Here is a 26,392-nt window from a genome sequence, read left to right as displayed (position 1 = left end):
GCTCCCGTGCGCGGGCCGGACACCCGTGCGCACCTGCATGCTAGGCGGCGCTCATCATGCCTTCATCAACGCCGATCGCGGCGCCTTGACCCGTGAGCCGACCCGGGTGAGGTTGGCCTGATGAACCTCGCCACGTGGGTCGAGCGCAACGGACGGCGGATCGGCGAGCGGGCGGCCCTGGCCGACGGCGTCCGCGTGCATTCCACCTGGTCGCAGTTCGCCGCGCGCGTCGCCGCGCTCTCCGCGGGACTGCGTGACCGGTGCGGCCTGTCGCCGGGGGACCGGATCGCGATCGTGATGGGCAACCGGTCCGAATACCTCGAGGCGCAGTACGCCGCCTGGCGGGCCGGCCTCGTCGTCGTTCCGGTCAACGCGCGGCTGCACCGGGCGGAGATCGCCTACATCCTGGAGCACAGCGCCACTGCGGTGGTCGTGACGGACGCGGACCACGCGCCGGACGTGCAGGCGCTCGTCGGGGAGGTGGCCTCCTTGCGGACGGTCGTCGTGGCGCCCGGGGAAGCGTGGGAGGAGTTGATCGGCGACGAGCCGGGCCCGTTGGTCGATCGGCAGGCGACCGACCCGGCATGGATCTTCTACACCAGCGGGACCACCGGCCGGCCCAAGGGCGCGACCCTGACCCACGGCAACCTCCTGATGGCGTCCCTCAGCTACTTCGCGGACATCGACCCGGTGGCAGCCACCGACAGCGTGCTGCACGCCGCGCCCCTCTCCCACGGAGCGGGGCTCTACGGACTGCCGCACGTGGCCCACGGCGCGGTCAGCGTCATGCCCGGGTCTGGCGCGCTCGACGGTCCCGAGCTGTTGGCGTTACTGCGCAGGTGGCCGGGCATGTCGTTCTTCGCCGCCCCCCTGATGGTCAAACGCCTGGCGGCCGATCCCGCGCTGCAGGGCGCCGACCTCGACGGGCTGAAGACGATCATCTATGGCGGTGCGCCGATGTATCTCGCAGATCTGGAGCACGCGATGCAGACCTTCGGACCGCGGCTGGCGCAGATCTACGGCCAGGGTGAATCGCCCATGACGATCACCGCCTTGTCCAAGGCGGACCACGCGCAGCGCGAGCACCCGCGGTGGCGGGAGCGGATGAGCAGCGTCGGCTTCGCGCGTACCGACGTCGACGTGCGGGTGGTGAACGAGGACGACCGGGAGGTGTCGACCGGCGAGGAGGGTGAGGTGGTCGTCCGTGGTGGCGTCGTCATGGACGGTTACTGGGGCGACGCCGAGGAGACGGCCAAGGCGTTGCGCGACGGTTGGCTGCACACCGGGGACATCGGCAGCCTCGACGCGGAGGGGTGCCTCACGCTGCGGGACCGCTCCAAGGACCTCATCATCAGCGGTGGTCTCAACATCTATCCCCGGGAGATCGAGGAGGTGCTGTTGCGCCACCCGGACGTCGATGCGGTCGCCGTGGTGGGTCGGCCCGACCCCGAATGGGGCGAGGCGGTCGTGGCGTTCGTCGTCCCGGAGGAGGGGAGGCGGCCGTCGACCGACGAGCTGGACCGACTGTGCCTGGATCAGATCGCCCGGTTCAAGCGGCCCAAGGACTACCGGTTCGTCGACGCGCTGCCCGTCAACAGCTACGGCAAGGTGCTCAAGCGCGAGTTGCGGGAGCAGCTGAGCGACGAGCCGCCGCAGCGTTGAGCAAACGATGAGCACCGTTTCTCTTGCGGCCACTACGCCCCGGAGGTTGAGTACGTCACAACGGCAACCCATCACGCGCCGGCGGACCCCGACGGGCGCGCACCGGTCTGCCCCGAAGGAGATGACGGACTGATGAAACTCGCTCTGTACCTGCCCACCTTCCGCAACCACGTGACGGTCCAGGAACTCGCCGACCTGACCGATCTCGCCGAGGAGCTCGACTTCGACTCGGTGTGGACCCTGGACCGGGTCATCGTGCCCGAGGCCTCCGACCGCGGGGAGCTGAAATACCCCTTCGGGATGATGGACCAGTTCCCGCTCCAGATGCCGGTGGAGGCGAAAGGCAAGTGGTTCCAGGGCTGGCCGCTGCTTCCCTGGCTCGCAGCGCGTACCGAGAAGGTCCGTATCGGGATGAGCATCACCGACACGCCGTACCGCTCGCCGGGCGTCTTCGCCGCGGAGTGCGCCACCATCGACCATCTCGCCGAGGGGCGGCTCAACGTCGGGCTCGGCGCGGGGTGGATGCCGGAGGAGTTCGACGCGGCGAGTGCCACCCACCTCTTCCCGCGCCGGCACGGGCATGTGCGGGAGACCATCGAGATCTGCCAGGGCATCTGGGCCAACGAGACCTTCGAGTACCACGGCGAGTTCGCCGACTTCGGGCCCTCCGGCTTCGGGCACCAGCCGCTGCAGAAGCCCGGCCCGCCCATCTACTTCAGCGGCCTGAAGGACGCCCGGCGTTCGGCCCGACGGATCTCGAAGTACGGCCTCAAGGGGTGGATCGGCATCCAGGACACCCCGGCGGAGCTCGCCAACTGGCGCAAGGCCATCGGGCACGAGCTGGAGCCGCTCGGCAAGTCCATCGAGGACGTCGAGATGTGCAGCATGATCTGGTTCACGATCACCGACACCGAGGTGGACCAGACCGACAACCACAAGCTGACCAACCTTCTGGTCGGCACCGAGGCGCAGATCGCGGACCGGCTGAAGAGCTACCAGGAGGCGGGCATGCACATGCCGCTGCTGTGGCCGCCGTTCGCCGACGTGCCGGTCTCCAAGACCTTGGACGACCTCAAACGGCTGAAGAACGACATCATGCCCAAGGTCGACGCTGCCTAGCGGTGAGCGAGAGCCAGCAGCACCTCATCGGCGTACGACGTCGCCTCGTCGGGTGTGACGCCCGGCGACACGACGTGCGGGGAGAAATTGAGGTCCAGGATGACCTCGGTGACGCCGCTGCGCCGTAGCCGCACGAGGTCGTCGTGCAGTTGTTCGGCGGTGCCGCGGTAGGCGGTGCGGCGGCCCGGGTCCGAAGCGGTCAGATCGGGTACGACCCGCACCACGAACCGCAGCTCGTCCGGGCGGCGGCCGGCTTCCCGCGCACCTTCGCGGACGAGCGCGATCGAGTCCGCCGCCCGCACGGGGTCGGTATCGGCGCTGCCGATCCAGCCCTGGGCGAGCCGCCCCGCCCGGCGCAGGGCCGCGGGCGCGGCGGCGCCCACCAGCACCGGCGGGTGCGGTGACTGGACCGGAGCCGGACCCGTGCGCGAGAGCGGCACCGTGTAGAACTCGCCGTCGAACCGGACCGGGTCCTCGGTCCACAGGGCGACCAGGGCGCGCAGGTATTCCTCCATCCGCGCCCCACGGCGCTCGAACGGGATCCCGGCGGCGGCGTACTCCGCGCGCATCCACCCCATCCCGAGACCGACGGTCAGTCTCCCGCCGCTCAGTTGATCCAGCGAGGCCATGGCCTTGGCGAGCAGCGCCGGCGCGGTGAACGGCGCGCAGAGCGTGGCGGTCCCCAGCCCGATGCGCGAGGTGTGACCGGCGATGTACGCGAGCGGCAGGACGGCGTCGTGCACGGCCAGGTACGACGGGTGGTCGGCGGGACGGTCCGACGGTGGCCGGGCGCTCGCCTCGTCCCCGGACTCCTCGGCGACCGGGGAGAGGACGCGCTGGAAGGTCCACAACGAGGCGTACCCCAGCTCCTCGGCGCGACGAGCGACGTGCACCATCGCAGCGGGTGTCGCCCATGCGCCGGAGACCGGGAGGCCGAAGCCGATGAGCGGCAGGTCCTCGTCCATGACAGGGAGTCTGCCGCCGGACCGTCGCCGGTGGTGCGTGTTCAGCGCCAGCCGAGCTCCGGAGCCAGGTGGCGCACCACGCTGTCCAGGACGTGCACGTTGTAGTCGACGCCGAGCTGGTTGGGCACCGTCAGCAGGAGGGTGTCGGCCGCGGCGACCGCCTCGTCGTCGGCGAGCTCTTTGACGAGCTGGTCCGGCTCCCCGGCGTACGACTTGCCGAAGCGGGCCAGGCCGCCCTCGAGCTGACCGACCTGGTCCGTGCTGTGGGTGTCGCGCCAAAAGTACGCGCGGTCCGTCTCGTTGACGATCGGGAAGATGCTGCGGCTCACCGACACGCGTGGCTCGCCGGGGTGGCCGGCGGACTTCCAGGCGTCGCGGAAACGCTGGATCTGCTCGGCCTGCAACTGATGGAACGGCACGCCGGTGTCCTCGGTGAGCAGCGTCGAACTCATCAGGTTCATCCCCTGCTCACCGGCCCACTCGGCGGTCGCGCGCGACCCGGCGCCCCACCAGATGCGCTCGCGCAGCCCAGGGGAGTGCGGCTCGATCGGCAGCAGACCGGGCGGGTTGGGGAACATCGGGCGCGGGTTGGGCTGCGCGAACCCCTTGCCCTGGATGACCTCGAGGAAGGTGCTGGTGTGCTCGCGCGCCATCGCGGCGTGGTCGCCGTCCTCGGGTCGGTAGCCGAAGTAGCCGTAGCCCTCGATGACCTGCTCGGGCGATCCCCGGCTGATGCCCAACTGCAGCCTGCCCTCGGCGATGAGGTCGGCGGTGGCCGCGTCCTCGGCCATGTAGAGCGGGTTCTCGTAGCGCATGTCGATCACGCCGGTGCCGATCTCGATGCTGCTCGTCTTGGCACCGACCGCCGCGAGCAGCGGGAACGGCGCCGACAGCTGGCGCGCGAAGTGGTGCACCCGGAAGTACGCGCCGTCCGCGCCGATCTCCTCGGCGGCGACGGCCAGGTCGATGGACTGCAGCAGCACGTCCGAGGCCGACCGCGTCTGCGACTGCGGCGACGGTGTCCAGTGCCCGAACGACAGGAACCCGATCTTCTTCATGACGGGTAGAACGACGGTGCCGGGGTCAGGATTCCTGGCCGGCGTGCGTCGTCGATCACCGATCGAGCATCGGCCCGGCATGCTGAGATGGGCCGTCGGGCGCGACCGCCGACGATCGACGACCGCGAGCCCACCGGTGCAGGAGGAACCCGATGGACAAGACCAGCCTGGAAGCCTTCTCCGACGGTGTCATCGCCGTCGCCATCACGTTGCTGGTGATCGATCTGCGGGTGCCCGAACCCGCCCGCGACGTCTCTCTCGCGCACCGACTCGGTGAGCAGTGGCCGAGCTTCGCGGCCTACGTCGTCTCGTTCCTCACCATCGGGGTCATCTGGGTCAACCACCACGCCACGCTGCGCCGACTGCGGGCCGTGGACCGCTCGATCCTCTTCCTCAACATCGCTCTGCTGATGACGATCGTCCTGCTGCCGTTCACCACCGCGCTGATGGCGCGCTACCTCCTCGTGGACTCCGGACGCACCCTCGCCGCGGCCCTCTACGGAGGTTCACTGCTGCTGATGTCCGCCGTATTCCTCGCGATGAACTGGCATCTGCTGCAACGCCGGACCCACCTGCTGCACGCCCACATCACCCCGGCCTACCGGCGCCATGTCCTGTCCCGCAACCTGATCGGCGTGGCGCCCTACCTCTTGGCCACGGCCGTAGCGTTCGTCAGCCCCTACCTGACGCTGGCCATCTCCGCGGCGGTCGCCGTCTACTTCGTGCTTCCGGGCACGACACCGGACATGCCCGGCGACGCCTGATCAGGAGTTCTTCGCGGCTTCCTCGACGGTGAGCTCGGCGGTGGGCATCACTTCGAGGCGCTCGTCCGGGATCGGCGTACCGCTGCGGACGGACAGCCCGAACGTGCCGTCGGCGAGCCGCTTCTCGGCGCGCTCGATGGCGGCCAGGCGGTCGCGCAGGCTGGCGGCGGTGGCGTCGTCGACCTCGTCGGCGGCCAGCGGCTGCGCGGAGTCCACCTCGTCCCCCGCGTCGCCGCGGCCGGTCTCGCGGTCCTGGTCGAGGGTGGAGTCCAGGTGGGTCAGCAGGCCCTGGACCTCCGCCCGTTCTTCCTCCAGCAGGGTTCGCGCGCGGTCTGCGTCCATCGGTGCACCTCCGGTGCGTCGTCGTGCTCCAAGCCGCCGAGTCGTCGTCCCGCTCGCGCCGCAGTCCGCCACCTTAACCCGCCTCCGTGGGCGCGATCGCCGACCGTACGGCCGCTCGCTGCGTAGGCTCACGGCCATGCCGTCACCGTTGATCGTCTCCGCCAGTCGAGCCATCCCGGTGCCGGTCGACGACGCGTTCGAGCGCACGATGACCACCCCGCTGCCGCAGCTCTTCTCTCGCCGCTACGGCGTGCTCCCGGCGGTGAAGGAGACCACCGGTTTCACGCCGCCCTGGGGCAGCGACGCGGGGCAGACCCGGACCGTGCGCACCGCCGACGGCGGGTCGATGCGGGAGACCCTGCTGGCGATCGACCGGCCGCGATCCTTCGCCTACCAGTTGAACGGCATCACCGGGCCGATGGTCGTGCTGGCCGCGTCGGTGGAGGGGGAGTGGGCCTTCGCCCCCGTCGGCACCGGCGCCCTGGTCACCTGGTCCTGGACGATTCGTGCGGCGAACGCCGTTGGCTCACTTGCACTTCCGACGTTCGGGCGGATGTGGCAGGGCTACGCGCGCCAGGCTCTCGAGGAGCTGGAACGGGTGCTGCTCGCCTGACGCTGGTCACAGGGTCGCGACCTGGATCTCCTGCACCGAACCACGAACCACGAGCAGCCCGCGGCCCTGTCGCGGCCGGTCGGCCGGACCGACTCGGATGCCGAAGAGGTCGCCGTCGTGTCGTCCTGGTTGCAGCAGCACCCCGGTCTGTCGGCGGCGCAGCTCGGGCGCCAGTCCTCGGTACGACGTAGCGAGGTCGGAGGCGACCCCACTGGCGCAGACGATGCCCCCGGTCGACCGGTTGCGCGCCAGATGTTCCAGCACGGCCGGCTCGGCGGGCATCCCCGTCAACTGGTCGGCGTCGTCGACCAGGACGGCGCCGTCGGGGTGCTGGGAGAACCAAGCGCCCACCGCCGCCAGATCGTCGTACGGCAGCTGTGTGACCGCGGGCGGCAGGTCCGCGGGTGGAGCAGCTGGTCCCATCCATCCGACCGCCCGCGAGGGACTGAGCGTTGCAGCGAGCACGGCCAAGGTCGTGGTGCGTCCACTGCGTGAGGGTCCGCAGACGAGCCAGCCCGCCTCGCCACGCGCGCCGAGGGGAAAGCCCGCAGGACCGTCGACAGTGCACCCCAGCACCACGACGCCAGGGTTGGTCGCGTCGAGCCTCGCCAGCTCGACCCGATCCGGTAAGGCATCGATGCGGTGCGGCGAACCGGTTTGTGCCGCAACCGGATGCGTACTCGCTTCGTCGGTCAGTGCGAACTGCAACTCCTCACCTCCCGGCAGCAGAAGACCACGACCAGGCGGCATGTCGGCGGGGATCTGCGCGGCGCGCAGCCCGACCATCAGCAGGTCCGACGGGTCAGCCATCCGGGTCGCGATCGTGCTCGTGAAGAGTGCGCTCACGCGGCCGGACAGCAGCGCACGACCGCCGGTAGCCAGCACGCTGACCCCGACCGACGGGCCGTCGCGCAGGATCTGCGTGATCCGGTCCTCCAGACCGCCGACGGTGTGTTCGTTGCTCAGCTCCTGGAAGATCTCCCAACCGTCCACCACGAGCAGGATGCGCGGGTCCTCGCCGGATGAGGCGAATCCCGCACCGCCGTAACGCAGTTGACGCTCGCTGATGGTGCGGGTGAGCCATTCCACGAGACGCAGGGTGCGCGACAGTTCGTCGCGCAGAACGACCGCGCCGGCGTGCGGCAGACGCCCGATGCTGCCCAGCCCCCCGCTGCCGTCTAGCACATAGACGTGCAGGCGGTCGCACGGCCACATCGCCGCGGCCGCGCGGATGAGGTTGTGCACGGAGGTGGTCCGCCCGCTGCGCGGCCCACCGACGATCGCCAGGTGACCGTCGCCGTCCACGTCCCATCCGATCGTCGACTGCTGCTGCTCGTCCGGGAGATCCACCACCCCGAGAGGAACGGCCCATGGTCCGGATTCGCGGAGGCCCAGATCCCGCAACGGTTTCGTCACTAGGTCGGACGCGCGCACGTGGCGAGGAAGCGGTGCCAACCACGGCGACGCGGGCCGGCGTAATCCGGCGTCGTGCGCAGCTGAACGCACTGCCCCGGTCAGGACTCGCAGACCGGTCGGCGCGGCAACGTCTGGTGCCTCCGCTGGCCAGATCGGAGCTCCGGACCTGGGATCGACGCGCGCCACGCGGACGGGATGATCGGCGGTGCGCACCGTCGCACCCGTCCAGGCCGTCTGCAGGACGCACGGTGCGCCGCCGCCTGTCCGGACGATCGCACGCCCGGGCAGCGAGGCCGAGATCGCCGCGGCGGCGTCCGTCTCGATGACGTCCTGTGAGTCAGAGGCATCGCGGACCCGCAGCGCGATGCGGAGGTTGAGGTTCGCACGCATGTCGGCGGAGACCGCACCCGCCGGGCGTTGGGTCGCGAGAATCAGATGGATCCCCAGCGAGCGTCCGACGGCCGCGATGCGCACCAGTCCGTTGATGAAGTCCGGCAGTTCCTCTGATAACACTCGAAATTCGTCGATCACGATGCACAACCTCGCGAGGGCCTCGTGGCGCCCGGCCTGGTCGTAGTCCCGGATATCCGACGCGCCGACTGCTGCCAGCAGGCGCTCGCGACGACGTACCTCCGCCTCCAGCGACCGCAGCGCTCGCGAGGTCAGGTGCGCGTCGAGGTCGGTGACCAGGCCGAGCGTGTGGGGGAGGCGGGCGCAGTCCTGGAACGCGGCACCGCCTTTGTAGTCGATGAGCACGAACGTCAATCGGTCGGGTGGGTTGCCCAGCGCGAGCGAGGTGATCAAGGTCTGCAGCAGCTCGGACTTGCCTGCTCCCGTCGTACCGGCCACCAACGCGTGCGGCCCGTCGACCGCGAGGTCGACCCAGAACGGGCCATCCGATCCCACGCCGAGTAGAGCGCGCGGGGTGGGCGTCGACGTCGCCCAAAGCCGTTGCACCGCCTCCGCATCGGAGATATCGACCCCCAGGTGGGCGCGGACCAGGGTCATGTGATCGACGCGAGCGGGCACCTGTTGCTCCGGTTCGTCCGGTCCCGCGTCGGCCAGTGCTGCGAGTGCGCGAGCCGTCGCTGCGACCAGGGAGGTGACGGGCAGGTCGGGGCGGAACTCGGTGTTGTCGAGCCTGCCGCGGTCGGGCCGGTCGACGCGGACGGTCGCAGTGCAGGAGCCGGGCAGCTGCGCCTGGTCGTCCTCGAGAGCCAGCACTGCCAGCCCGTACGTCGTGGCCCGGGTGAGGAGATTGGCGACCGCCGGTGGGGCGGCCCCGTCGACGACGAGGAGCGTGCGGGGTGGCGAGTCATCTCCGAATTCGACCAGTTGTGAACACCATTCGGCGAAATGCACGTCGTCCGGGTCGGCCACCATGACGCGAGGCTGCGACGCGGGATGGTCGAGCAGATGAGGCAGCACCATCATGTCGCCCCAGTGATCGCGGGCGGCGCTGTCCGCACAGATGATCACCATGCTCAGGTCGCGCGGTGACTGCCAGGCGGCCAGCTGGAGGAGGATCCCCGAGGCTGCCTGATGACGCAGCCGACCGCTCACACCCACCACGCGGTGCTCGATCAGCGACAGGGTGATCGGCACCTCGTGCACCGGCAGGGCGCGCGTCGCGACGCCGGTTTCCGCGACGTGCACCCGACTGGCCAGGGAGCCGGTGCCGAGCCGGAACAACAGGTGGTCCTCTTGGTGAGGCGCGCGGCGCCACACCGAAGCCGTGCGCAGGACCGCGTGCTGCGCGGCGTGGGTGAGAGGGGGTGCGAGCGTGTGGCGCAAGGCCTGCTCGACGTGCACCGCGGCCGCGCAGTCCGCCTCGTGGCGCATTCGAGCGACAGCGTGGGCCCGCGCGTCGGCTCGATGACGTCCGCGGGAGGTGCCACGGTCGCCGGCGTACTGGGCGATGACCATCACGGGGCTGAGGAGCGCGAACATTGCGAAGAGCGGGTTGCGGAAGACAAGGACCATCGCGGCAGCCAGCAGCAGGGGTACGAGTGCGGACACCCACGGGAAGCCGCGCCGCGTCGCAAGATCCGGAGCGCGTGGTGCGGTGAGCTCGATGTCGTGCAGTCGTGGCACGGTTCGCGGTGGCCGGTGGATGAGGTATCGGCCCGCCCCGTCGGTCTGTAGGTCTTCGCGCGCGCGTCCGGCCCGCTCGAGGGCGAAGGTGGTCCCACCGACCCGCAGCCGTTGCCCGACGCGGAGCTCGACGACGTCGGGACCCACCGGGGTGCCGTCGATCCATGTGCCGTTGGTGGAGCACAGGTCACGCACGACGACGCGTCCCTGCTCGATGCGCAGCTCGCAGTGGCGTCGGGACAGGTCGTCGTCGTCCAGCGTCAGATGGTTTTCGGGAGCGCGACCGACAGTCACCCGTTCGCCGGTCAGGGCTGAACGAGCGCCCACGCACGGCCCTTCGGTGGCCGTCAGCTCGAGCAGACTCGGCGGTTCGCGCGGTGCCGGGACATCACCGACGACCGTCTCGTTGACTAACGGTGGCAAGCCGATCACGGCATCCGCGCGCAGCCGAGTCGGCCCGACGTACGCCGGATCGGGCGCCTCGAGAGCATCGGCGACCTGCGACCAGACCGTGTTGACGGGCACCTGGAGGCACCATGTGCGCACCAACCCCGCAGCCGACCGCACGGTGCACAGACGCAGCGTGACGGTCGAAGAGGGCGGTCGTTCCATCCGGGGAGTATCAGCGGGTTGTCCCGTGGGCCGCTGCGCCAGTTGTGGACAACCCGCTGCTGCCGAAACGAGGGTGCTGATCACCACATCGCTGAGGCCCGCGGGGCCGATGGGGCGCGCGTGGTGGGAGATGTGCGTCGACCTGGAATGAGCCGGGCGATTTCTGTGGATAAGCCGAACGGCACCTGCGGAACTGCTTGCATGAAGGCCTTGTCTGCATCGGACAGATCAGACGGTCACCGGCGAGGGGGCGACATGAACGGGATCCAGGTCGTCGAGGGCGAGGTCCGCGAGCTCATCCGCAGGCAGCGGCTGGACCCCACCACCGAGGCCGTCCAACTGCGGGGCCTCGTGGGCGATGTCATCAAGGACTACGAGGAGCGCAGCCTGCACGGCGGGATGGACCCGCTCGGAGATGTCGAGCACGCCACGCGAGCCGTCCTGGACGCCGTCGTCGGCTATGGGCCTCTGCAGCCCTACCTCGACGACCCCGGAGTGGAAGAAATCTGGATCAACGACCCGGCCCGGGTCTTCGTGGCCAGATCGGGAGTGGCCGAGTTGACCTCCACGATCCTCACGCAGGACCAGGTGAAGAACCTGGTCGAGCGGATGCTCAAGCCCTCCGGTCGCCGAATCGACTTGTCCTCGCCGTTCGTCGACGCATCTCTGCCCGACGGTTCGCGACTGCACGTGGCGATCCCCGACGTGACGCGCAACCACTGGTACGTCAATATCCGCAAGTTCGTCACCCGCGCCCATCAGCTCGACGACCTCGTGCGGCTCGGCACGCTCACCCACCAGGCGGCACGCTTCCTGGCCGCGGCCGTCGCGTCCGGGCTCAACATCCTGGTTGCCGGTGGCACCCAAGCGGGCAAGACCACGACCTTGAACTGCTTGGCAGCGGCGATCCCCAGCAATGAGCGCGTCGTGTCCTGCGAGGAGGTCTTCGAGCTGCGCCTCGGCATCCGCGACTGGGCGGCGATGCAGTGCCGCCAGCCCAGCCTGGAGGGCACCGGGGAGATCCCGCTGCGTCGCCTCGTCAAGGAGGCACTGCGCATGCGTCCATCGCGGATCATCGTCGGGGAGGTCCGCCAGGAGGAGTCGTTGGACCTGCTGATCGCCCTGAACTCCGGCCTCCCCGGGATGGCGACCTTGCACGCCAACTCGGCTCGCGAGGCGATCGTGAAGATGTGCACGCTCCCGTTGCTGGCCGGCCCCAATGTCAGCTCCTCCTTCGTGGTCCCGACCGTGGCGAGCTCCATCGACCTGGTGGTGCATCTCGGTCTCGAGCGCGACGGCGGCCGCCGGGTGCGGGAGATCGCCGCCATCCCCGGGCGCGCGGAGAACGAGATCATCGAGATCGCCGAGCTCTTCGTCCAACGTGACGGCGAACTCGTCCGCGGTGATGGATTCCCTCCCCATCAGGAGCGATTCGCACGAGCTGGGTACGACGTCGCCCACCTGCTGGGTGACCGCGCATGACCCTCCTGCCACCCGTGCTGCTCGGCCTCGGGCTGTTCTGCATCTGGTGGTCCTTCTGGCCGCGGGAGGAGCGGGTCGTGAAGCCGACCACGCCCAGCTGGCGCGACAAGCTGTCCGACGCCATCGCGCAGAGCGGACTCGGATCGATCAGCACCAACCAGCTCCTCGTGGTCTCCGTCGGCGTCGGGGTGCTGGTCTTCCTGTTGGCGATGGCAACCACGTCGGTAGTGCCGATCTCGTCGGCTTTCGGTCTGATCAGCGGATACGCACCGATTGCCTTCGTGCGAGGCAGGGCGCGGCGACGGCGTACCCAGATGCGCGAACTGTGGCCCGACGTGGTCGACCACATCGCATCCGCGGTCCGTGCCGGAATGGCGCTGCCCGAGTCGCTCTCCCAACTGTCCGTGCGCGGGCCGGAGGAGTTGCGTCCGGCGTTCCTGGACTTCGCTCACGACTACCGCGCGACCGGCAACTTCCAGAGTTCGCTCGACGCCCTGAAGCTGCGACTGAGCGATCCGGTGGCTGATCGACTCATCGAGTCCCTGCGCATCGCGCGCGAGGTCGGCGGCACGGACCTGGGGCGGCTGCTGCGCACGCTGTCGTCGTTCCTGCGCGATGACGGACGCACCCGTTCCGAGCTCGAAGCGCGACAGAGTTGGACCGTCAACGCGGCACGTCTCGCGTTGGCGGCTCCCTGGATCGTGTTGGCGATGCTGGCAACTCGCGGCACGTCACTGCGGGCCTACCAGCAGCCGACCGGTGTCGTGGTGCTCATCGTGGGCGCCGCGGTGTCGATGGTGGCCTACCGCATCATGCGGCAGATCGGCCGGTTGCCCGACGAGGCGCGGGTGATGCGGTGACATCCTCCGCGTCCTGGGCCGGGGCACTCATCGGGCTCGTCCTCGCGGCCGGGCTCGCGTTGATGTGGCTCGGGCTGCCCGCGCGGCGTCGGCCAGGCCTTGAGGCGAGGATCGCGCCGTACGTCGACGACACCCCGCGCCCGTCGCGTCTGCTGCTGAGCTCCGATGAGCACCTCGAGGTGAGCCGGATCTTCGCACCGTTGCTGCACCGGCTCGGCATGGTGGTCGAGCGGGTGCTCGGGGGCGCGACCTCCGTGCGGCGGCGGATGGAACGCGCCGGCCTGCCACCGGACGTCGAGGGGTTCCGGGCGCAGCAGGCGCTGTGGGGTGTGGCCGCCGGCCTCGCGGGCACCTTGTGGGTGACCCTGCAGGTCCTGGGCGGAGGCACCTCGGTGGTCAGCGCGGTCGGGATCATCGTGATCAGCGTGGCCGCCGGGGTGGTTGCTCGCGACCAGATGCTGACGCGGGCGGCAGAGCGGCGTGAAGCGCAGATCCTCGCCGAATTCCCGGCGATCGCGGAGATGCTCGCGCTCGCGATCACCGCGGGTGAAGGCGCCGCCGCGGCGCTGGAGCGCGTGACGAAGCTGTCCTCGGGCCAGTTGTCCGGTGAGCTCGCGCGCTGCCTGGGCGACGCCCGGTCCGGATACACGCTGCCCGCGGCGCTGGAAGGCCTCGCCGACCGCACCGGGATCCCGGGGTTGGCCCGCTTCGTCGACGGCGTCGTGGTCGCGGTCGAGCGGGGCACGCCGCTGGCGGACGTGATGCGTGCCCAGGCGCAGGACGCCCGCGACGCCAGCAAACAAGCACTCATCGAGCTGGGAGGGCGACGCGAGATCACGATGATGATCCCGGTGGTCTTCCTGGTGCTCCCCGTGACAGTGGCCTTAGCAGCAATCAAGTAGGAGGCATCATGCGGGTCTAGGCGGCAACGACCGATCGCCCCGGGGTTGAGCTATCTTGCGGCTGTGAAATCAGAATCCGCAGTTACGACGTTCGGCGGCGTGCTCGTCGGTGCCGCTTTGAGCGCCGTTCTCAGCAGCGATCAAACGGCGCTCGTTCGTGTCTTGGCGACGTTAGTGACGTTGGGCGGCGCGTATCTGCTGTTAGCACCGTCAGTGGGTTGGCGGTTCCCTGGCAAAAAACTGGACCAGCAACGCGAGCTAGCCGTCGAAGCGCGCGTGCTCTCGGCAGAGATTACAAGATTTTCAGCAAACAACGATAGTAGGTCGATAGGCCGCCTCAGTTCCCAGGTGCGTAAACATGTTGACGAGGATGGCATGAGCATCATTTGGGACTGGGAGAACGAGCAGGATTCGAAGCGATCAAGTGCGCACATGTCTGACTATCAGAGACGGTTCCAGCGAGAGGCTGAGTCGGTGTACCGGCGTGCATTACACCTGGGCTGCGCAGATGAGAAGAACGAATTTTACTTTGCGTGGCCCACAAATAGTCTTGGCATCGAATCCACTGCCACGCTGCTGGGGGAGATCGCGGATCGGCTGGAAGATAAGTTAGCTGGAAAGTAGAAGCGAACGTGGCCACGCTGGGAGTTAACGGACCAGCGTGGCCGCGCTCGGTGCACGGCGTCTTGAGGCGGTTTAGACCCGTTCGCCGTGCTGCTGAGCGGTGTTCGGTCGACCATGGACCTGACCAGTCGGGGCCGCTTACTGCCGCTCTTTTATTGCACGGTGAAGGCGATGAAACGGACCCCGTGCAGTACAAGTATCGGACGCGCGGATCAGACGACGACCGTCGTTCGCCACATATCGAGGGCGGCTCGCTCGTGGATCGACCAACCCAACACACCCGGCGTGGAAGACACCGCGCCGATGACCGACGACCGTTCCTGCGAGGGGTTGACCAAACTCCGCGCGGTCGCTGTGACGATCGCGGACGCGATGCCCTCAGCGCACGTGCTCTCGTCCCACCAGCCCTGCCCACGGGTGTACGCCCTGGCGGCACGGGTGACCGCTGCTAGGTGCTGCTCGATCTGCTCCGGTGCCACGCTGTCGGCGTCCCAACCTAGGAAGGTGAGAACGTCGACAGCTGTCGGTACGGCTACCTGCGTCATGCTCGCTCGATGCCGGACAGCACTAGGAACTTGTCAGGGTTGAGCACGGCCAGATCCAGACGGGCCACGGCGCGCAGACCGGTTTCGTCGGTATCGGCGTAACGCTCACGGAGCACCACGACCTGGCCCGAGAGGTCACGCACGACAACGCAACCCGACATGTCGGCAAGTAGTCCGCGCCCGGTAGGAGTAGCGCCTGTGGTGCTAGGCAGGCGGTCAGTGACGATCACCGGGATGCCTCGGAACGTCAACTGACCGGCTGCGGTGATGTCCGATTCCCACAGGTAGCGGCCCGTGGAGTCCTTGACGCCTTCGAGCCCCGCTACGTCGTCGGGGTGCAGAAAAAACCGTAGCGAGGTCTGCTGCACGTACTTGCGGGTGATCGTGGCCTTGGCCCTTAGCAATTTGTCGAACGTCATTGGTCCGCCGATGTCCAGGCTCGGCAAGTTACGGTTGAAAATTCCCTTAATGTCAGTCACGCCCGAACCACCAGCACCGAACAGCGCGGTATCGGCCTTGCGGGATACGCCTTCGACTAGGCGGGACTGGATGATGCTGGACAGGTCTAAGACGCTGCTGCGGAGGTCAAGGTTCGACACCCTCACGATCTGCTTCAGCCCGGACATCGTGGACGGCATCGCGGGGATGCCCCCGATGGATAGGTCGGACTCGGGAATCTGCTCAACCTCGGCCACGTACGCCGGGTCGTCTAGGTCATCGGTGAGTGTGGGGAAGGTGACGGGCGCGGCTGAGTCGATGATTTGCACGCCGGAACTGAGGAACTGTGACGCCTGAGCTAGAGGAAGTTCTAGGGACTTCTGAACGGCGGTCTGGATGGCCGCTGCTGTGGTTACTGTGGTAACAGACATGGGGGTGCTCCAATGGCATTGAAATTCTCACTGCGTGGAGCACCCGGCCCTACGCTCTAGTGGGGCACCTGGCCCTCACTAGAAGTATCGGACGTGAGAAACCCCCGGCGGCCGTTGCATGCGTTGCGGCTACCGGGGGTGGCTGTTTTATCGCTTGTTGACGTGCTTTCGGTACGCCTCGTCCCCCACTGCCTTGCTGCTCGTCTGTCCGTCACGTATCGCCCACAAGACGGTCTGAGACTCGGCCATATCGTGCGTGATGGGAACCTGGTTTTCCTGGTCGCCGTCAATCCATAGAACTAAATGCGCTCTTTCGCCTGTCCCCACCCATTTCCAGCCGAACTGCTTAGCAAGGTCGTCTAAATCGCTCATGCCCTTAGGTTACGCGCTGCGGAGGGCCTCCACTAGAGAAATATTTGCTAAGCCGTCGTCGCGGAAACCCTGCTGTACGTCGCCCCGTGCACGGGCTAGGTGCGGCTTAACCTTGATGAATGCTTCGGCGGCTGCGGCAATCTTGTCGGCGTCGGGCATCCCGCCCTCGTCGGCCAGGTCCTCGGACCACGGCAGGTCGGTGCTGTCCTGCAACATGTCGCCCGCGTGGACGGTGATCGCTAGCTCGCGCACTCGTGTGGATAGGGCGTCGGCGCGCTCAGTCGCATCCTTGGCCGCTACGCGATTCGTTGCGGCTTCCTGGCGCAAGTTCTGCACGTACGGAAGGTCGAACGTCGTAGCGGCGTCTTCCTGGCCCTCCTGCGTGCCTTCGTCTGTCTGGGTTGCTGTGTCGGTGTCTGTCGCGTCGTCACTCATGTGATGCTCCTGCTTTGTCGTGTGCATGGTCGCTGTATCCAAGGTCGAACACGGGCTCTGGGTAGCACCCACAGTTGGGGTGATCGCGGAACTCGTCGCCTAGGTCGTAGTGCTGCCCCTCGCGCTCCGCGCAGTAGTCACACGGGTCGGAATCGGTGCGCCAAATCCACCCGGAGCTGCCGAAATCCGCCGAGATGTCGATCAGCTCGTCACGTCCGTACTGCTCCAACGTGGAAGTGACGAACCTCTCGATGCGTGCTTGTGCAACCTCTGGGGTCTCGGTGACGGTGCGCAGTGAGGCGGCGTCGCGGTCGCGGTAGTCGTCAATGACACGGCCCGCTACCGGCTGCGCTGGCGCGACAGCGGCAACGGTCACGTGGGCGATGTGCTGGACCACGATTCTCGAAACGTGCAGCGCGTTGCACGCGGTCTCGATGAACTGGTCTCGTGTGCTCTGCCCTGCGGACACCGATGCCCACGACGCAAGGATCGGAACGACGGGCGACACTGCGCGAACTCGCTGCGGAACTTGCGCGAACGTGAACGTGGGAGCACCGACAGGTGCAATGGGCGGTCGTTGCTTCGGCGGGGCTGGCACGACGGTAATCACGCGGCACCACCCATCGGCGCGACCGGCGGACTAGGTAGCTGCGGCGTGGTGCTCGCTGCGAGAGACGCATACACGGCTTCTGAGGCTGCGTCCCGCTGAATCTCAGCAATCTCCTCGGGCGCGTATCCAAGGCGACGGAGAGCGGCAGCGCGGGATAGCAAACCGGCACCCCTTAGCTTCACTATGGAATCTGCCTCGGCAGCTTCGGACGAATAACGCGGGTCGGCGCGGATCACGGAGGCGTCCACGTTCAGGGGTGAGCCACCGTCCCGTAGGGCGACCTGCATTGCCACGATCAGGCTCCACGCCGTGTCGTGGATGACGCACCGATCCTCCGCGCGGCTGGTCAGGGTCAGACCAGAGGTCACGATCGCCTCGGCGCTGGTCGGGTTGTGGTGACCAACACCGAGCACGTTCGCGGGCAGACCGGACAGACCCGCGATGATCTGCAAAACCTGTGAGATGAGCCGGTCGTACGCGGCACCGTCGCCCGCTGGCAGAGAGCCAAACTTCACATCGCCCTCGCCCGCGATCCAGGTGCGATTTTTCTCGTCAAATGGGTTGGCAACGTTGCCATTTGCGTCCTGCGGGAGGGCCGCGATCCCTGTCGCGTACCTCTGCGGGCGGGCGGTGTACTCGCTACCGACAGCCGCATCCGTCAGAAACTTTTCTAGTAGGTCGTTAGCTGCCATGAGGGGGGACATCTCGGAGTCGCCCCACTCCACAGCTTCGGTGGTGAGTGCGTTCGTGATCGGGACCAGCAATGGCACGCCTAGCGGGTTGACAACCTCCGCCAGTACGTCCCAGCCATCGGGCGGCACCATCACGTTAGGTGGCAATGCGTTGGGGATCGTCGCGTCCGGCACGCTCGCGCGGGACTGCAAGACGAAAGTGCGATCGGGCAAGTAGAGCGCACCGCGCACTCTGCCCGATGGGCGGTCATACCAGCGCTTGAACGCCTCTGTGCAACGCCCTGTCAGCGGATCAGCGGTCCATGCGCACTGCAACGCGGACTCGGGTCGTACGACTGGCACAGAGCCGTCAGGAGACCATACCGACACGGCGGCACGACCAGCGATGAGACTGCCCTTCGTGACGTGACCTGCACCCGCGACCATGCCACTACGTCGCCAGTTAGCCCACAGGTCAGCGTCGGTCTGCCCACCAACGCTTAGCCCGACGATGCGCATGCGCTGGCTCAACTCATCGACGGCGACCTTGCAAAAATTCGCCGAGACCCGTTGCAGGCGATCGCCCAACGCCTTCCGTGCCTCAGGTGACAAGTAGCTCAACGGCGATTCACCGTCGTACCTGTCCAACAGCGGACGGGCGAGAAACTGGCTTTGGTCAACTTTTTTCGACAGGCGAGACACAACCTCTAGGACAGTTTCACTCATGCGAACCCCCACACCTGCGCGGGTTTCTGGACCGGCTGGCTGTCGTGGTAGAGCGCTCTAGTCATCGCCATGATGGACGCGACCGCGCCGTCAATTTTCTTCTCGCGCTTCGGCCCCTTGTGGACCTTCCCGCCGCGCGGCGTCTCGGTGAAGTGACAGTTGAGAAAGTGGGAGGTGAAAACCTCATCCCGGACAACCTTGACGGTGCCTGCTCGAATTCGCTGGTACATCGTGATGGTTGGTCCTCCCATGCGCGAGTCGTTCTGCGGGTAGAGGACAGTCGGATATCCCTCCTTGGTAAGTATCGACAGCGGCAACTCGTAGTGCGCCGGGTCAGCGACGAATTCCACGACGTTGTACGACTTGCACAACTTGCGGACCGCGTTCATCACGGCTTCCGGGTCGGTGCGGTACCCGTCGTCCTGCTCGGCCGGAATCCACGCGGCCAAGAGCTCCAATTTCGGAACTTCCTCCACGGTGCACCCAACTAACACGGTCGTGTCATCGGTCACGGCACCGTCGAGCGCGAGCGTAATTTTTGCGCCAAGCGAAATCTTCTCGTCCGTGAGCAACGGCTCAATGTCCTTGGAGGACAGCCACACGTCGTCGGTCTTATCGGTGAACGTTGCGAGCCGCATCCTGCGGTAGTCAGATTCCCGGCTCGACTTGCGCGAGGTAGCCAACATGTCGCGCGTAAGCAGGGTGCCCAGGGAAGGGTTGGCAGCCTTCTCGCAGTGGCGGCACGTGATCGGGTGAGACGCGTCCCCGCTGTGCTCCTGGTAGTAAAAATCCTTGGACGGTGACAGCTTCGCTTGATCGGCCAACCTCCACAGAACCGAGTCAGACGACGCGGGCGGGGTGCTGAACGCGAGCACCTGCGACCCCGGCAATTTCGTCGCCCCGAACAGTGCAGCGGCCCACACGGCATCGTTGACGACGTGGAGCTCATCGACCACGAACGTGCCGCCGAAACCCTGCAACGCGCCCTCGTCGGACGGCAACGGCTGCACCAGCCCGTTGTTAAACGGCGTCACGATGCGGTCCGCGTGCAGCTTGGTTCGTTCCAGTAGCTCCGGGCTCGTGGCGATCATGCGGTGCACCGCCATAAACACGTGGTTCGCTTGGCGGATGTCCTTCGCGACAACGGACAACTGAGGGCTGACTGTCTCATCGGCGTACAGGAGGTAGCAGAGGATGACGCTCGCAAGGAAGCTTTTTCCGTTGCCTCTGCCACAGACCAGCGCTCCTTGCGTCGGGCGAGCACCCTTGGCAGGAAAGATGCCTCGCAGGAACCGCAACTCCCACGGCATGAACGACACCGGCTGCAACGCACCCTTGCCGGCTGGGGTAAGCAAGAACTTCTCCGCGAACGCCTTGACCCGGTGCCAGTCACGGGCGGACGGCAGGTCGGAGAGATCCAGCGCGCTCATCGTCCGTGCGCGCTTCGGCCCAGCGGTCACACCGTCGAAAATGGCGGGCACCTGCTCTACAAATTCGAGTGTCGTCATGCGGTGTGACCTCCGTTCAGATGTTGGTTTGTGTTGGATGTGGTGGCAGTTGCGATGAGTTAGTCGGTGAAGGGGAAACCCTGGCGGTCGGAAACCCCTTGCCGGGGGCGGGATCCTGCCCCTGGGGTCGAATCCTGTTCAATTCCAACATGTTTGAACATCACGTGCGGTCCTCGAATCCATCGCGGATGGCGCGCTCGATGCGGTCGATGTACTCGTCCGAGTTGTGCCAGAACGTTTTCTCTTCCTCGCGCGCTTGTGCGTACTGCCAGTAGTCCGTACCGCCGCCGACCTCGACCCGCGCCTCGATGCGGTCGTGGCTCTCGTTGACGTACGCCTTCTCGCTGGCCTTCAAGGTCCCCGCTACGACGTCCCTGCGGTGCGATGGTCCAACCGGCAAGTGCGCTGCCACGTGGATCGCGTACTCGTCTGCGATCCGGCGAATCTCGACTTTCGTCTCGTCGATTCGCTGCTGAGGAACCGTGTCGAACCACGCGCGCATGCGTGCGATGTCACTCGAAAAATTTTGGTGCGTCATGCTGCACACTCCTTCAGCCACACGTTGTGACGTTCACTGCCAACTTGTGCGCTGCCCAACTCGCGATTACATCTGTCACATAGCACTTGTACGTCTCCGATGGTCAGTCGCTCGTTGGTCACGTACTTGCTGAACGCCGACGGTTGGTGATCGAGTTGGAGAGACTCGTGCTCAGCAAGTTGGTCGGCAGTGCGCAGACACAGTGAGCACCACGGCTGTAGTGCACGGCATACACGGCTGAGGTTGCGCCACTCGGCGGCACGTGGGCCTTGCCTGTCTGGTCTGTTTGCGCGTGTACGTGTGATGCCGCGTGCCTTGCTCCTGTTGTGCTCACGCCTGCATGGATCGCACCTGCCCGTTGTGCACGCTGCTGCGGTGCCACACAACAAGCACGGTGTCAGCATCGCTGGCTCGCTCATGACGGGCCTTCTACGAGTAGCTCCAGTGCACGCTGTCTGCTGGCCTCAACGGCTGCGAGAGCGGCATCTGTGCTGCCCGCCTCTGCCTCGATGTAGGTGCTCACCCGCAGGGCCAGCCACGCCACCATCATCCGAAGATCGCCGTCGTGCTCGGGTGCGAGCGTCGTGATCATGGCCTCGCTGTCATCGCGGATGGTTGCTTCGAGCACTCGGAAGCACGTGAGGGACAGGTCAACATTGCGTTGCCAACTCTCAACTGACTGAGTGTTTTTCGATTCTCCCAACACTTAGACCACCACATCTGAACCATTGGAGTTGAACAACGCCAGTTCGTAACGTGCGGACAGCATCACGGCACCGTCGCCGTCCGGCACGTCGAACAACTGAGGTTCACCCTGACGTCGTGATGTGACAACCTCGGTCCATGTGTCAGAGGTTTGGAGATCCAGCAGGGTGTCGCATCGCTCGTACATCGCGAGTGCTCGTGAGTGCGCGTTGAGGGCGACAGGTCGGTGGTCTGCGTCACGTTGATGATCGGCGTAGAAGTTCATCACGAGGATCGCGTGACGTACCCCGGTGTGCCACTGATCGCGCTGCCAGCCATCGGACGCTTCGAGGCACACCGCGTACGCATCCCCTGAGCCTGCGATGTCGAACGGTGCGTACTTGACCCACAACTTGATGCCTACGGCGCTCAGCGGGTCGCGTAGACGTGTGCACGCGGTATCGGCAGCGGTGCGCGCTTCGTAAATTGGTGTGGTGCTCGTGGTTGTATCGGTCATGGTGCCTCGATGAGTTGGAATTCGTAATGGTCGGCGCTGCCTCGGAAATCGAACTGCACCCCGCTAGCCGCAAGGACGATGAACCTCGACGGGCGGATACCCACGACGGCGACGCGGTCATCGGGACGAATGTCCGTGCTCGGCCCGGTGATGAGGACGGCGCGCCGCTTCGCAGTATCGTCGCGAACTTGTGACTCGTCGCTGGCAAACTTTTCGAGAGCCACGAAGCAAGAAATTTTCGAATAAACTTCTGACCAACTCAACTGACCCGTGGCAGAGTCGAGCGTGCCACGGGTGATGGTGGCTCGCTGCGTGAGATGACTACGGATGTTCATGCCAGAAGTATCGGAACCTTGGCACTCGACCCTGGCGGGTCAGTCGGATGAGTTAGATGCTTGTAGTCACGAAGTTGTGTGTTTCAAAATCTGATTGAGCCCACCAGGACCATAAAAACTGTGCATCGTGTCCAGGCCACCAAGGCTGAGGGCGCCCATGCGCGTTGCAACGTCGCTGAGGTCTTTGAGGATGTAGGTGCACCACGCGCCCACCTCGTCAGCGGACCCTAGAAGGCGGACATCCGCATCGAACGCATCTACGTTGAGTGCATGCGATGTGCGGATAATTGCATGGACATGCACAGTGTTGGTGAGGGGAGAAATCTCAGGTACCCAGGCGAGGAGTGCGTGACGCTCCTTCGCCTTGCGCCATGACGCCAACTGCCGACTGAACGACGCGTGCACGGCTCTACGGTCATAGGACTCGACAGAGGTAGCTACGTGCTCCGTATAGGCGTACACGTAGTGCGAGCGCTGCGCGCTGAGGACTAGACCACGCTGCCTACGTCTGACGTTATAGCCGCCATGCTCGATACACCGTAGTGATGAGCAGTAGTTGAGAGCGTGGAGTCTTGCACACACCTTGTAGTCCAACGTCGCTACTTCGTCGTACGTCTCTACAAGTCTTGTGTACGACTCAACTGTGTGACTCTTCCTACTACTCTTTACAAGTTGCTCATCGTAGTGAGAGGGGTCGGAGTTATGGAGGCATAGATAAGTACAGCGATGCTTACCCGGTGTCGATTGTACTTTGGGTTGTACCATGGTAAACTTTCGAGGAGCGATTTTAAGAACACCCTGCCTGGTCTGCCAAAGATGGGCGGGGTGTTCTGCTGTCTATAACAGCATCGTCCATAATACTCTTTGTATGCCTAGTCGGGCACCAGTTCTGTCACTCAGTCATACTCAACCGTCGTTAGCTCCGTCAGGTTGTCGAAAGACATTGCCGGTCGAGGCAGACAATCGAATTTGAGTCGCGCTTGCTGCTTGAACTTTTCTCCCAGTCCATAGCCCGATGCGTAGTGCCGTGACCGCACCGTCACGATCCACACCTGCTGCACCTGGCGACGCCTCAGGTCTAAGTGTTGGGCATCGAATCGGGTCCGGATCGCGGTCGCTGCATCGAGGTCCACACGTCCTGTCTCGCTGATCGGTGCAGCCATCGATGCAGCCAGAGCAAACCGTCGTGACAGAGCCTCCGTAACGGCTTCTACGGCGCTGTGTCGGTCCTCGATGCCTCCCAGCACGTCGGCAGCCTCAGCCGCCCTGAGAGAGCCGGATTTCATCATGGCGATGATGCCCGCGCGCTCGGTCTCTAGCTCGCCGCGCTCACCTTGTAGACGTACGTACTCCGCCCGGTCGGCATCGGACGGTGCGAGGTCGCTCACGTCGGCATCCATGTAGAACCGAGTCATGGCTCTAGCCACTTCAGAGTCGAGCAACTCACGCCGTATCGTCAGATTGCACGATCGCGCGGAGCATGTGTATGCCCCGACACGAGCACCTTTGCCGTCATCCATCCGACGCGCCTTCATGGGCGACCCGCACGCTCCACAGAGTGCTAGCCCGCTCATGAGCGTTGTGGGTTTCGGACCGCCATCCGCACCGAAGACGCCTTTAACGCGGGATGGGTCCAGCAACACGGCGCGCACAGCTTGCACCGTTTCAAGGTCGGTGATTGCTGGATAGAGCGCCTCACCTACCGGCTCGCCCTTGTGCTCAAGCTGCCCAGCATTGCGCCATCGCGTAAGTACGCCCTTGACCGTCTTGACGTGCCACTGACCGCCACGGGCGGACGGCACGCCTGAGGCATCCCACTTGCGGGCGATGGAGTGCGCTGAGAGCCCGTCAAGGGCATCCTGTAGTCCCTGACGGACAAGTACCGCCTCAGCGTCTACTAGGTCACCTGACGCACTTGTGTAGCCGAACGGGCGAGGTCCACCACTAGCGCGGCCGGCGGCGCGCGCACGTTCCTTTGATGCCAAGATGCGCTGACTCTTTGTCTCGCTCTCACCTTGTGCCACCGATGCCAGGATGCGCGCTGTCTGCCGACCCGCTGGTGAGTTGAGGTCAAGGTCGCTGCTCCACACCGTGGACAACCGGACGCCTGTCGCCTCCACGAGCTGCACCAGGTGCTCTAGGTCGGTCATGGAGCGCGTCAGCCTGTCGATGTGCCTTGCGACGACATGAGTCACCTGCCCGGTGCGGATAGCTGCCTCCAGTTCGGACCACTGCGGACGGTCGAGCATGCGTTTCTTGTAGGCGCTCGTAGCGTCCTCGCTGTACTCGGCAGCGTCCTCAATACCGTTGTGCTCCAACCACTCTCGGCACAGTGCTCGCTGTCCGGCGATGCTGTCGCCCTTGTCGGCGCTGCTGTGGCGGAGGTACATAGCTGAGGTCATGCCTCTAATTATACCTATGCATTCGCCATCTATCCCGGCCTCAGCAGCCTCAATCTCTGAAAACGCACGTCACCGATGAAAGGGAACGCCATGAAATCACTGTCCAGGATGTCCGACCGGCTCACCCGTCGCCTGATCGAGGCGCCCTCCCGGATGGCCGATGAACGCGAACGCGGTGACGTGCCCGGGTGGGTGCTCATCACGCTGATGACGGCCGGGCTGGTGACGGCACTGTGGAAGTTCGCGCAGCCGCAGCTGACCTCCCTCTTCGGCAACGCCATCAACTCCGTCAAGGGCTGATGACCGCGGTCGCGGCCGTCCGCGACCGGTTTCGCTCACCGGGCACCGACCGGGGATCGGCGGTGGCCGAGTTCGCGATGGTCGGGTCGCTGGTCGTGCTGCTCTTCCTCGCTGCCTTCCAGGTGGGGTTCTCGCTCTTCGTACGCAACACCCTGATCGCCGACGCGGCTGAAGGAGCCCGGTACGGCGCACGCGCCGACGAGTCACCGGGGGCGGGTGCCCAACGGGCCAGGGATCTGATCGGGTCATCGGTGTCCTCCCGGTACGCGCGGCATGTGACGGCGTCGGTGGAGCAACGCGCCGGGGTCACGGTGGTCGTCGTACGGGTGCGGGCGCCGTTGCCCGTGGTCGGCCCGTTCGGCCCGTCGCAGAGCCTGGACGTGAGTGCGCACGCGTACGAGGAGCGGCAGTGATGCGGTGCGCGGCCCGCTTGCGGGCACGTCTCGGTCGGGCAGATCGGGGCAGCGCGGTGATCGAGTTCGTGGTGGTCGGGATCCTGATCACGATGCCGGTCTTCTACCTGGTCATCGCGCTCGCTCGACTGCAGGCGGGCGCGTACGCCGTCACGCAGGCCGCCCGCGAGTCGACCCGCGCCTACGTCACCGCCTCCTCGGACGGCGCCGGGATGGGCCGCGCCCGTGCGGCAGCCCGACTCGCGTTCGCCGATCAAGGATTCACCGACCGCGGGGACATCTCGCTGACGTGTTCAGCACAACCATGCCTGACGCGCGGAGCGACGGTCGGGGCGTCCGCCGATCTGGGTGTCGACCTCCCTTTCATCCCCGACTTCCTGCGGTCGGCGGTACCGAGCACCGTGCACCTGCATGCCCGACACGTCGAGCCCGTCGACCGATTCGGTGCGCAAGGGGTTGCGCGGTGACTCGGATGGTTGACGCGCTGCGCCGTCGGCTGGGGGAGGACCGCGCCGACCGGGGACGGATCATCATCCTGTGCGCGGGTCTCTTCGCGCTGCTCGGACTGCTCATCATGGGCGGGGCCGACGTCACGAGCATCCAGCTGGCGAGGGTGCACATGCTCGACGCGGCCGACGCCGCGGCGCTCGATGCGGCGGATGCTGCCGACAAGGGTGCGATCTACCGCGGCGGAGTCGGCAGCACCGTTGCCCTGTCGAGCGATTCGGTGGAGGTGGACGCTCGGCGCGAGCTCGCCGCGCAGGAGCTGCCTGCTCACGTGGCCGGCTGGGCGGTCGTCGACGGCACGGGCTCGCCGGACGGGCGGACCGCTGTGGTCAGGGTGAGCGGCACCGTGCACCCGCCGCTCTTCGGTGGGTTGCTCAAGGCCGTCGGCGGCGACGTGACGATCACCGTGCAGGCCAAGGCCCGCTCGGACGTCGACCCCTGATCGGC

At 66.3% G+C, this 26,392-nt stretch carries 29 protein-coding genes; 12 read left to right on the top strand and 17 right to left on the bottom strand.

Going from position 1 to position 26,392, the window contains the following annotated elements; all coding sequences use genetic code 11:
- Positions 1 to 120 precede the first annotated feature (120 nt).
- Positions 121 to 1,662, top strand: a complete 1,542-nt coding sequence (locus J4030_RS11395) for an AMP-binding protein (protein WP_208049339.1) — start codon at positions 121 to 123, stop codon at positions 1,660 to 1,662.
- Positions 1,663 to 1,794: 132 nt separating this feature from the next.
- Positions 1,795 to 2,781, top strand: coding sequence for an LLM class flavin-dependent oxidoreductase (locus J4030_RS11390; protein ID WP_208049338.1), 987 nt, complete (start codon positions 1,795 to 1,797; stop codon positions 2,779 to 2,781).
- Here the strand turns inward: J4030_RS11390 and J4030_RS11385 are convergent.
- Both J4030_RS11385 and J4030_RS11380 read right to left on the bottom strand, forming a co-directional pair.
- Positions 2,778 to 3,746: a TIGR03619 family F420-dependent LLM class oxidoreductase gene (locus tag J4030_RS11385; protein ID WP_208049337.1), complete on the bottom strand. Its 969-nt coding sequence runs from the start codon at positions 3,744 to 3,746 to the stop codon at positions 2,778 to 2,780. The genes J4030_RS11390 and J4030_RS11385 overlap by 4 nt on opposite strands.
- A gap of 41 nt (positions 3,747 to 3,787) precedes the next feature.
- A complete protein-coding gene (locus J4030_RS11380) occupies positions 3,788 to 4,804 on the bottom strand; it encodes an LLM class flavin-dependent oxidoreductase (protein ID WP_208049336.1) in 1,017 nt (338 codons plus the stop codon).
- Positions 4,805 to 4,956: 152 nt separating this feature from the next.
- Here J4030_RS11380 and J4030_RS11375 point away from each other — a divergent pair, with 152 nt between their 5' ends.
- Positions 4,957 to 5,568: a TMEM175 family protein gene (locus J4030_RS11375; RefSeq protein ID WP_208049335.1), complete on the top strand. Its 612-nt coding sequence runs from the start codon at positions 4,957 to 4,959 to the stop codon at positions 5,566 to 5,568.
- Here J4030_RS11375 and J4030_RS11370 read toward each other — a convergent pair whose 3' ends face one another.
- Positions 5,569 to 5,910, bottom strand: a complete 342-nt coding sequence (locus tag J4030_RS11370) for a hypothetical protein (protein WP_208049334.1) — start codon at positions 5,908 to 5,910, stop codon at positions 5,569 to 5,571.
- Positions 5,911 to 6,046: 136 nt separating this feature from the next.
- Here J4030_RS11370 and J4030_RS11365 point away from each other — a divergent pair, with 136 nt between their 5' ends.
- On the top strand, positions 6,047 to 6,523 hold the full coding sequence (locus J4030_RS11365) for an SRPBCC family protein (RefSeq protein WP_208049333.1): 477 nt from the start codon (positions 6,047 to 6,049) through the stop codon (positions 6,521 to 6,523).
- 6 nt (positions 6,524 to 6,529) lie between these two features.
- On the opposite strand, the gene J4030_RS11360 is transcribed toward J4030_RS11365, so the two are convergent.
- On the bottom strand, positions 6,530 to 10,558 hold the full coding sequence (locus J4030_RS11360) for an FtsK/SpoIIIE domain-containing protein (RefSeq protein WP_208049332.1): 4,029 nt from the start codon (positions 10,556 to 10,558) through the stop codon (positions 6,530 to 6,532).
- A 342-nt stretch (positions 10,559 to 10,900) separates the two neighbouring features.
- On the opposite strand from J4030_RS11360, the gene J4030_RS11355 reads away from it, so the two are divergent.
- The 4 genes from J4030_RS11355 to J4030_RS11340 all read left to right on the top strand — a co-directional run bounded on the left by J4030_RS11355 (position 10,901) and on the right by J4030_RS11340 (position 14,513).
- The gene (locus tag J4030_RS11355; protein ID WP_208049331.1) at positions 10,901 to 12,127 is read left to right on the top strand and encodes a CpaF family protein; all 1,227 of its coding nucleotides are present in this window, start codon (positions 10,901 to 10,903) and stop codon (positions 12,125 to 12,127) included.
- Positions 12,124 to 12,987, top strand: coding sequence for a type II secretion system F family protein (locus tag J4030_RS11350; protein ID WP_208049330.1), 864 nt, complete (start codon positions 12,124 to 12,126; stop codon positions 12,985 to 12,987). The genes J4030_RS11355 and J4030_RS11350 overlap by 4 nt, the downstream gene beginning before the upstream one ends.
- On the top strand, positions 12,984 to 13,889 hold the full coding sequence (locus J4030_RS11345; RefSeq protein ID WP_307864663.1) for a type II secretion system F family protein: 906 nt from the start codon (positions 12,984 to 12,986) through the stop codon (positions 13,887 to 13,889). Before J4030_RS11350 ends, J4030_RS11345 begins: the two co-directional genes overlap by 4 nt.
- 63 nt (positions 13,890 to 13,952) lie before the next feature.
- Entirely contained in the window at positions 13,953 to 14,513 is a 561-nt protein-coding gene (locus J4030_RS11340) for a hypothetical protein (protein ID WP_208049329.1), read from the top strand.
- A gap of 212 nt (positions 14,514 to 14,725) precedes the next feature.
- Here the strand turns inward: J4030_RS11340 and J4030_RS11335 are convergent, their stop codons facing one another.
- The 13 genes from J4030_RS11335 to J4030_RS11275 form a co-directional block, all read right to left on the bottom strand.
- Positions 14,726 to 15,058 carry a hypothetical protein gene (locus J4030_RS11335; RefSeq protein ID WP_208049328.1) on the bottom strand — a complete coding sequence of 111 codons (333 nt, stop codon included), beginning with the start codon at positions 15,056 to 15,058 and terminating at the stop codon, positions 14,726 to 14,728.
- Positions 15,055 to 15,927 carry a phage major capsid protein gene (locus tag J4030_RS11330; RefSeq protein WP_208049327.1) on the bottom strand — a complete coding sequence of 291 codons (873 nt, stop codon included), beginning with the start codon at positions 15,925 to 15,927 and terminating at the stop codon, positions 15,055 to 15,057. Before J4030_RS11330 ends, J4030_RS11335 begins: the two co-directional genes overlap by 4 nt.
- A 147-nt stretch (positions 15,928 to 16,074) precedes the next feature.
- Positions 16,075 to 16,299 carry a hypothetical protein gene (locus tag J4030_RS11325; RefSeq protein WP_208049326.1) on the bottom strand — a complete coding sequence of 75 codons (225 nt, stop codon included), beginning with the start codon at positions 16,297 to 16,299 and terminating at the stop codon, positions 16,075 to 16,077.
- Between the two features lie 9 nt (positions 16,300 to 16,308).
- Complete coding sequence (locus J4030_RS11320) at positions 16,309 to 16,734, bottom strand: hypothetical protein (RefSeq protein ID WP_208049325.1); 426 nt, start codon at positions 16,732 to 16,734, stop codon at positions 16,309 to 16,311.
- Positions 16,727 to 17,344 carry a hypothetical protein gene (locus tag J4030_RS11315; protein ID WP_208049324.1) on the bottom strand — a complete coding sequence of 206 codons (618 nt, stop codon included), beginning with the start codon at positions 17,342 to 17,344 and terminating at the stop codon, positions 16,727 to 16,729. Before J4030_RS11315 ends, J4030_RS11320 begins: the two co-directional genes overlap by 8 nt.
- Complete coding sequence (locus tag J4030_RS11310; protein ID WP_208049323.1) at positions 17,341 to 18,741, bottom strand: phage portal protein; 1,401 nt, start codon at positions 18,739 to 18,741, stop codon at positions 17,341 to 17,343. Before J4030_RS11310 ends, J4030_RS11315 begins: the two co-directional genes overlap by 4 nt.
- Complete coding sequence (locus J4030_RS11305; protein ID WP_208049322.1) at positions 18,738 to 20,249, bottom strand: terminase large subunit domain-containing protein; 1,512 nt, start codon at positions 20,247 to 20,249, stop codon at positions 18,738 to 18,740. Before J4030_RS11305 ends, J4030_RS11310 begins: the two co-directional genes overlap by 4 nt.
- A 160-nt stretch (positions 20,250 to 20,409) precedes the next feature.
- A complete protein-coding gene (locus J4030_RS11300; protein WP_208049321.1) occupies positions 20,410 to 20,787 on the bottom strand; it encodes a hypothetical protein in 378 nt (125 codons plus the stop codon).
- A gap of 415 nt (positions 20,788 to 21,202) precedes the next feature.
- On the bottom strand, positions 21,203 to 21,415 hold the full coding sequence (locus J4030_RS11295) for a hypothetical protein (RefSeq protein WP_208049320.1): 213 nt from the start codon (positions 21,413 to 21,415) through the stop codon (positions 21,203 to 21,205).
- 78 nt (positions 21,416 to 21,493) lie between these two features.
- Positions 21,494 to 21,988: a hypothetical protein gene (locus J4030_RS11290; RefSeq protein ID WP_208049319.1), complete on the bottom strand. Its 495-nt coding sequence runs from the start codon at positions 21,986 to 21,988 to the stop codon at positions 21,494 to 21,496.
- On the bottom strand, positions 21,985 to 22,323 hold the full coding sequence (locus J4030_RS11285; RefSeq protein WP_208049318.1) for a hypothetical protein: 339 nt from the start codon (positions 22,321 to 22,323) through the stop codon (positions 21,985 to 21,987). Before J4030_RS11285 ends, J4030_RS11290 begins: the two co-directional genes overlap by 4 nt.
- Positions 22,324 to 22,389: 66 nt before the next feature.
- Positions 22,390 to 22,728, bottom strand: a complete 339-nt coding sequence (locus J4030_RS11280; protein WP_208049317.1) for a hypothetical protein — start codon at positions 22,726 to 22,728, stop codon at positions 22,390 to 22,392.
- A gap of 491 nt (positions 22,729 to 23,219) precedes the next feature.
- Positions 23,220 to 24,725: a recombinase family protein gene (locus J4030_RS11275; protein ID WP_208049316.1), complete on the bottom strand. Its 1,506-nt coding sequence runs from the start codon at positions 24,723 to 24,725 to the stop codon at positions 23,220 to 23,222.
- A gap of 108 nt (positions 24,726 to 24,833) precedes the next feature.
- Between J4030_RS11275 and J4030_RS11270 the strand changes: the two genes are divergently transcribed.
- Genes J4030_RS11270 through J4030_RS11255 form a run of 4 tightly spaced genes read left to right on the top strand, consistent with a single transcriptional unit; the run spans position 24,834 to position 26,387 of the window.
- Positions 24,834 to 25,025, top strand: coding sequence for a hypothetical protein (locus tag J4030_RS11270; protein WP_208049379.1), 192 nt, complete (start codon positions 24,834 to 24,836; stop codon positions 25,023 to 25,025).
- On the top strand, positions 25,025 to 25,438 hold the full coding sequence (locus tag J4030_RS11265) for a TadE/TadG family type IV pilus assembly protein (protein WP_208049315.1): 414 nt from the start codon (positions 25,025 to 25,027) through the stop codon (positions 25,436 to 25,438). The genes J4030_RS11270 and J4030_RS11265 overlap by 1 nt, the downstream gene beginning before the upstream one ends.
- Before the next feature lie 56 nt (positions 25,439 to 25,494).
- The gene (locus tag J4030_RS11260) at positions 25,495 to 25,905 is read left to right on the top strand and encodes a pilus assembly protein (protein ID WP_307864662.1); all 411 of its coding nucleotides are present in this window, start codon (positions 25,495 to 25,497) and stop codon (positions 25,903 to 25,905) included.
- 5 nt (positions 25,906 to 25,910) lie between these two features.
- The gene (locus tag J4030_RS11255; RefSeq protein WP_208049313.1) at positions 25,911 to 26,387 is read left to right on the top strand and encodes a pilus assembly protein TadG-related protein; all 477 of its coding nucleotides are present in this window, start codon (positions 25,911 to 25,913) and stop codon (positions 26,385 to 26,387) included.
- Positions 26,388 to 26,392 lie beyond the last annotated feature (5 nt).

Origin of the sequence: Allobranchiibius sp. CTAmp26 (genome assembly GCF_017565405.1) — a bacterium.
GTDB lineage: Bacteria > Actinomycetota > Actinomycetes > Actinomycetales > Dermatophilaceae > Allobranchiibius.
This window is presented reverse-complemented; position numbering and strand designations above follow the sequence as displayed.

What these genes read in the sequence shown, in the direction of transcription:
- J4030_RS11395 (WP_208049339.1), top strand. Translation starts at nt 121, where the DNA reads ATGAACCTCGCCACGTGGGTCGAGCGCAACGGACGGCGGATCGGCGAG.
- J4030_RS11390 (WP_208049338.1), top strand. Translation starts at nt 1,795, where the DNA reads ATGAAACTCGCTCTGTACCTGCCCACCTTCCGCAACCACGTGACGGTC.
- J4030_RS11385 (WP_208049337.1), bottom strand. Translation starts at nt 3,746, where the DNA reads ATGGACGAGGACCTGCCGCTCATCGGCTTCGGCCTCCCGGTCTCCGGC.
- J4030_RS11380 (WP_208049336.1), bottom strand. Translation starts at nt 4,804, where the DNA reads ATGAAGAAGATCGGGTTCCTGTCGTTCGGGCACTGGACACCGTCGCCG.
- J4030_RS11375 (WP_208049335.1), top strand. Translation starts at nt 4,957, where the DNA reads ATGGACAAGACCAGCCTGGAAGCCTTCTCCGACGGTGTCATCGCCGTC.
- J4030_RS11370 (WP_208049334.1), bottom strand. Translation starts at nt 5,910, where the DNA reads ATGGACGCAGACCGCGCGCGAACCCTGCTGGAGGAAGAACGGGCGGAG.
- J4030_RS11365 (WP_208049333.1), top strand. Translation starts at nt 6,047, where the DNA reads ATGCCGTCACCGTTGATCGTCTCCGCCAGTCGAGCCATCCCGGTGCCG.
- J4030_RS11355 (WP_208049331.1), top strand. Translation starts at nt 10,901, where the DNA reads ATGAACGGGATCCAGGTCGTCGAGGGCGAGGTCCGCGAGCTCATCCGC.
- J4030_RS11350 (WP_208049330.1), top strand. Translation starts at nt 12,124, where the DNA reads ATGACCCTCCTGCCACCCGTGCTGCTCGGCCTCGGGCTGTTCTGCATC.
- J4030_RS11335 (WP_208049328.1), bottom strand. Translation starts at nt 15,058, where the DNA reads ATGACGCAGGTAGCCGTACCGACAGCTGTCGACGTTCTCACCTTCCTA.
- J4030_RS11330 (WP_208049327.1), bottom strand. Translation starts at nt 15,927, where the DNA reads ATGTCTGTTACCACAGTAACCACAGCAGCGGCCATCCAGACCGCCGTT.
- J4030_RS11325 (WP_208049326.1), bottom strand. Translation starts at nt 16,299, where the DNA reads ATGAGCGATTTAGACGACCTTGCTAAGCAGTTCGGCTGGAAATGGGTG.
- J4030_RS11320 (WP_208049325.1), bottom strand. Translation starts at nt 16,734, where the DNA reads ATGAGTGACGACGCGACAGACACCGACACAGCAACCCAGACAGACGAA.
- J4030_RS11310 (WP_208049323.1), bottom strand. Translation starts at nt 18,741, where the DNA reads ATGAGTGAAACTGTCCTAGAGGTTGTGTCTCGCCTGTCGAAAAAAGTT.
- J4030_RS11305 (WP_208049322.1), bottom strand. Translation starts at nt 20,249, where the DNA reads ATGACGACACTCGAATTTGTAGAGCAGGTGCCCGCCATTTTCGACGGT.
- J4030_RS11300 (WP_208049321.1), bottom strand. Translation starts at nt 20,787, where the DNA reads ATGACGCACCAAAATTTTTCGAGTGACATCGCACGCATGCGCGCGTGG.
- J4030_RS11290 (WP_208049319.1), bottom strand. Translation starts at nt 21,988, where the DNA reads ATGACCGATACAACCACGAGCACCACACCAATTTACGAAGCGCGCACC.
- J4030_RS11285 (WP_208049318.1), bottom strand. Translation starts at nt 22,323, where the DNA reads ATGAACATCCGTAGTCATCTCACGCAGCGAGCCACCATCACCCGTGGC.
- J4030_RS11275 (WP_208049316.1), bottom strand. Translation starts at nt 24,725, where the DNA reads ATGACCTCAGCTATGTACCTCCGCCACAGCAGCGCCGACAAGGGCGAC.
- J4030_RS11270 (WP_208049379.1), top strand. Translation starts at nt 24,834, where the DNA reads ATGTCCGACCGGCTCACCCGTCGCCTGATCGAGGCGCCCTCCCGGATG.
- J4030_RS11265 (WP_208049315.1), top strand. Translation starts at nt 25,025, where the DNA reads ATGACCGCGGTCGCGGCCGTCCGCGACCGGTTTCGCTCACCGGGCACC.
- J4030_RS11255 (WP_208049313.1), top strand. Translation starts at nt 25,911, where the DNA reads ATGGTTGACGCGCTGCGCCGTCGGCTGGGGGAGGACCGCGCCGACCGG.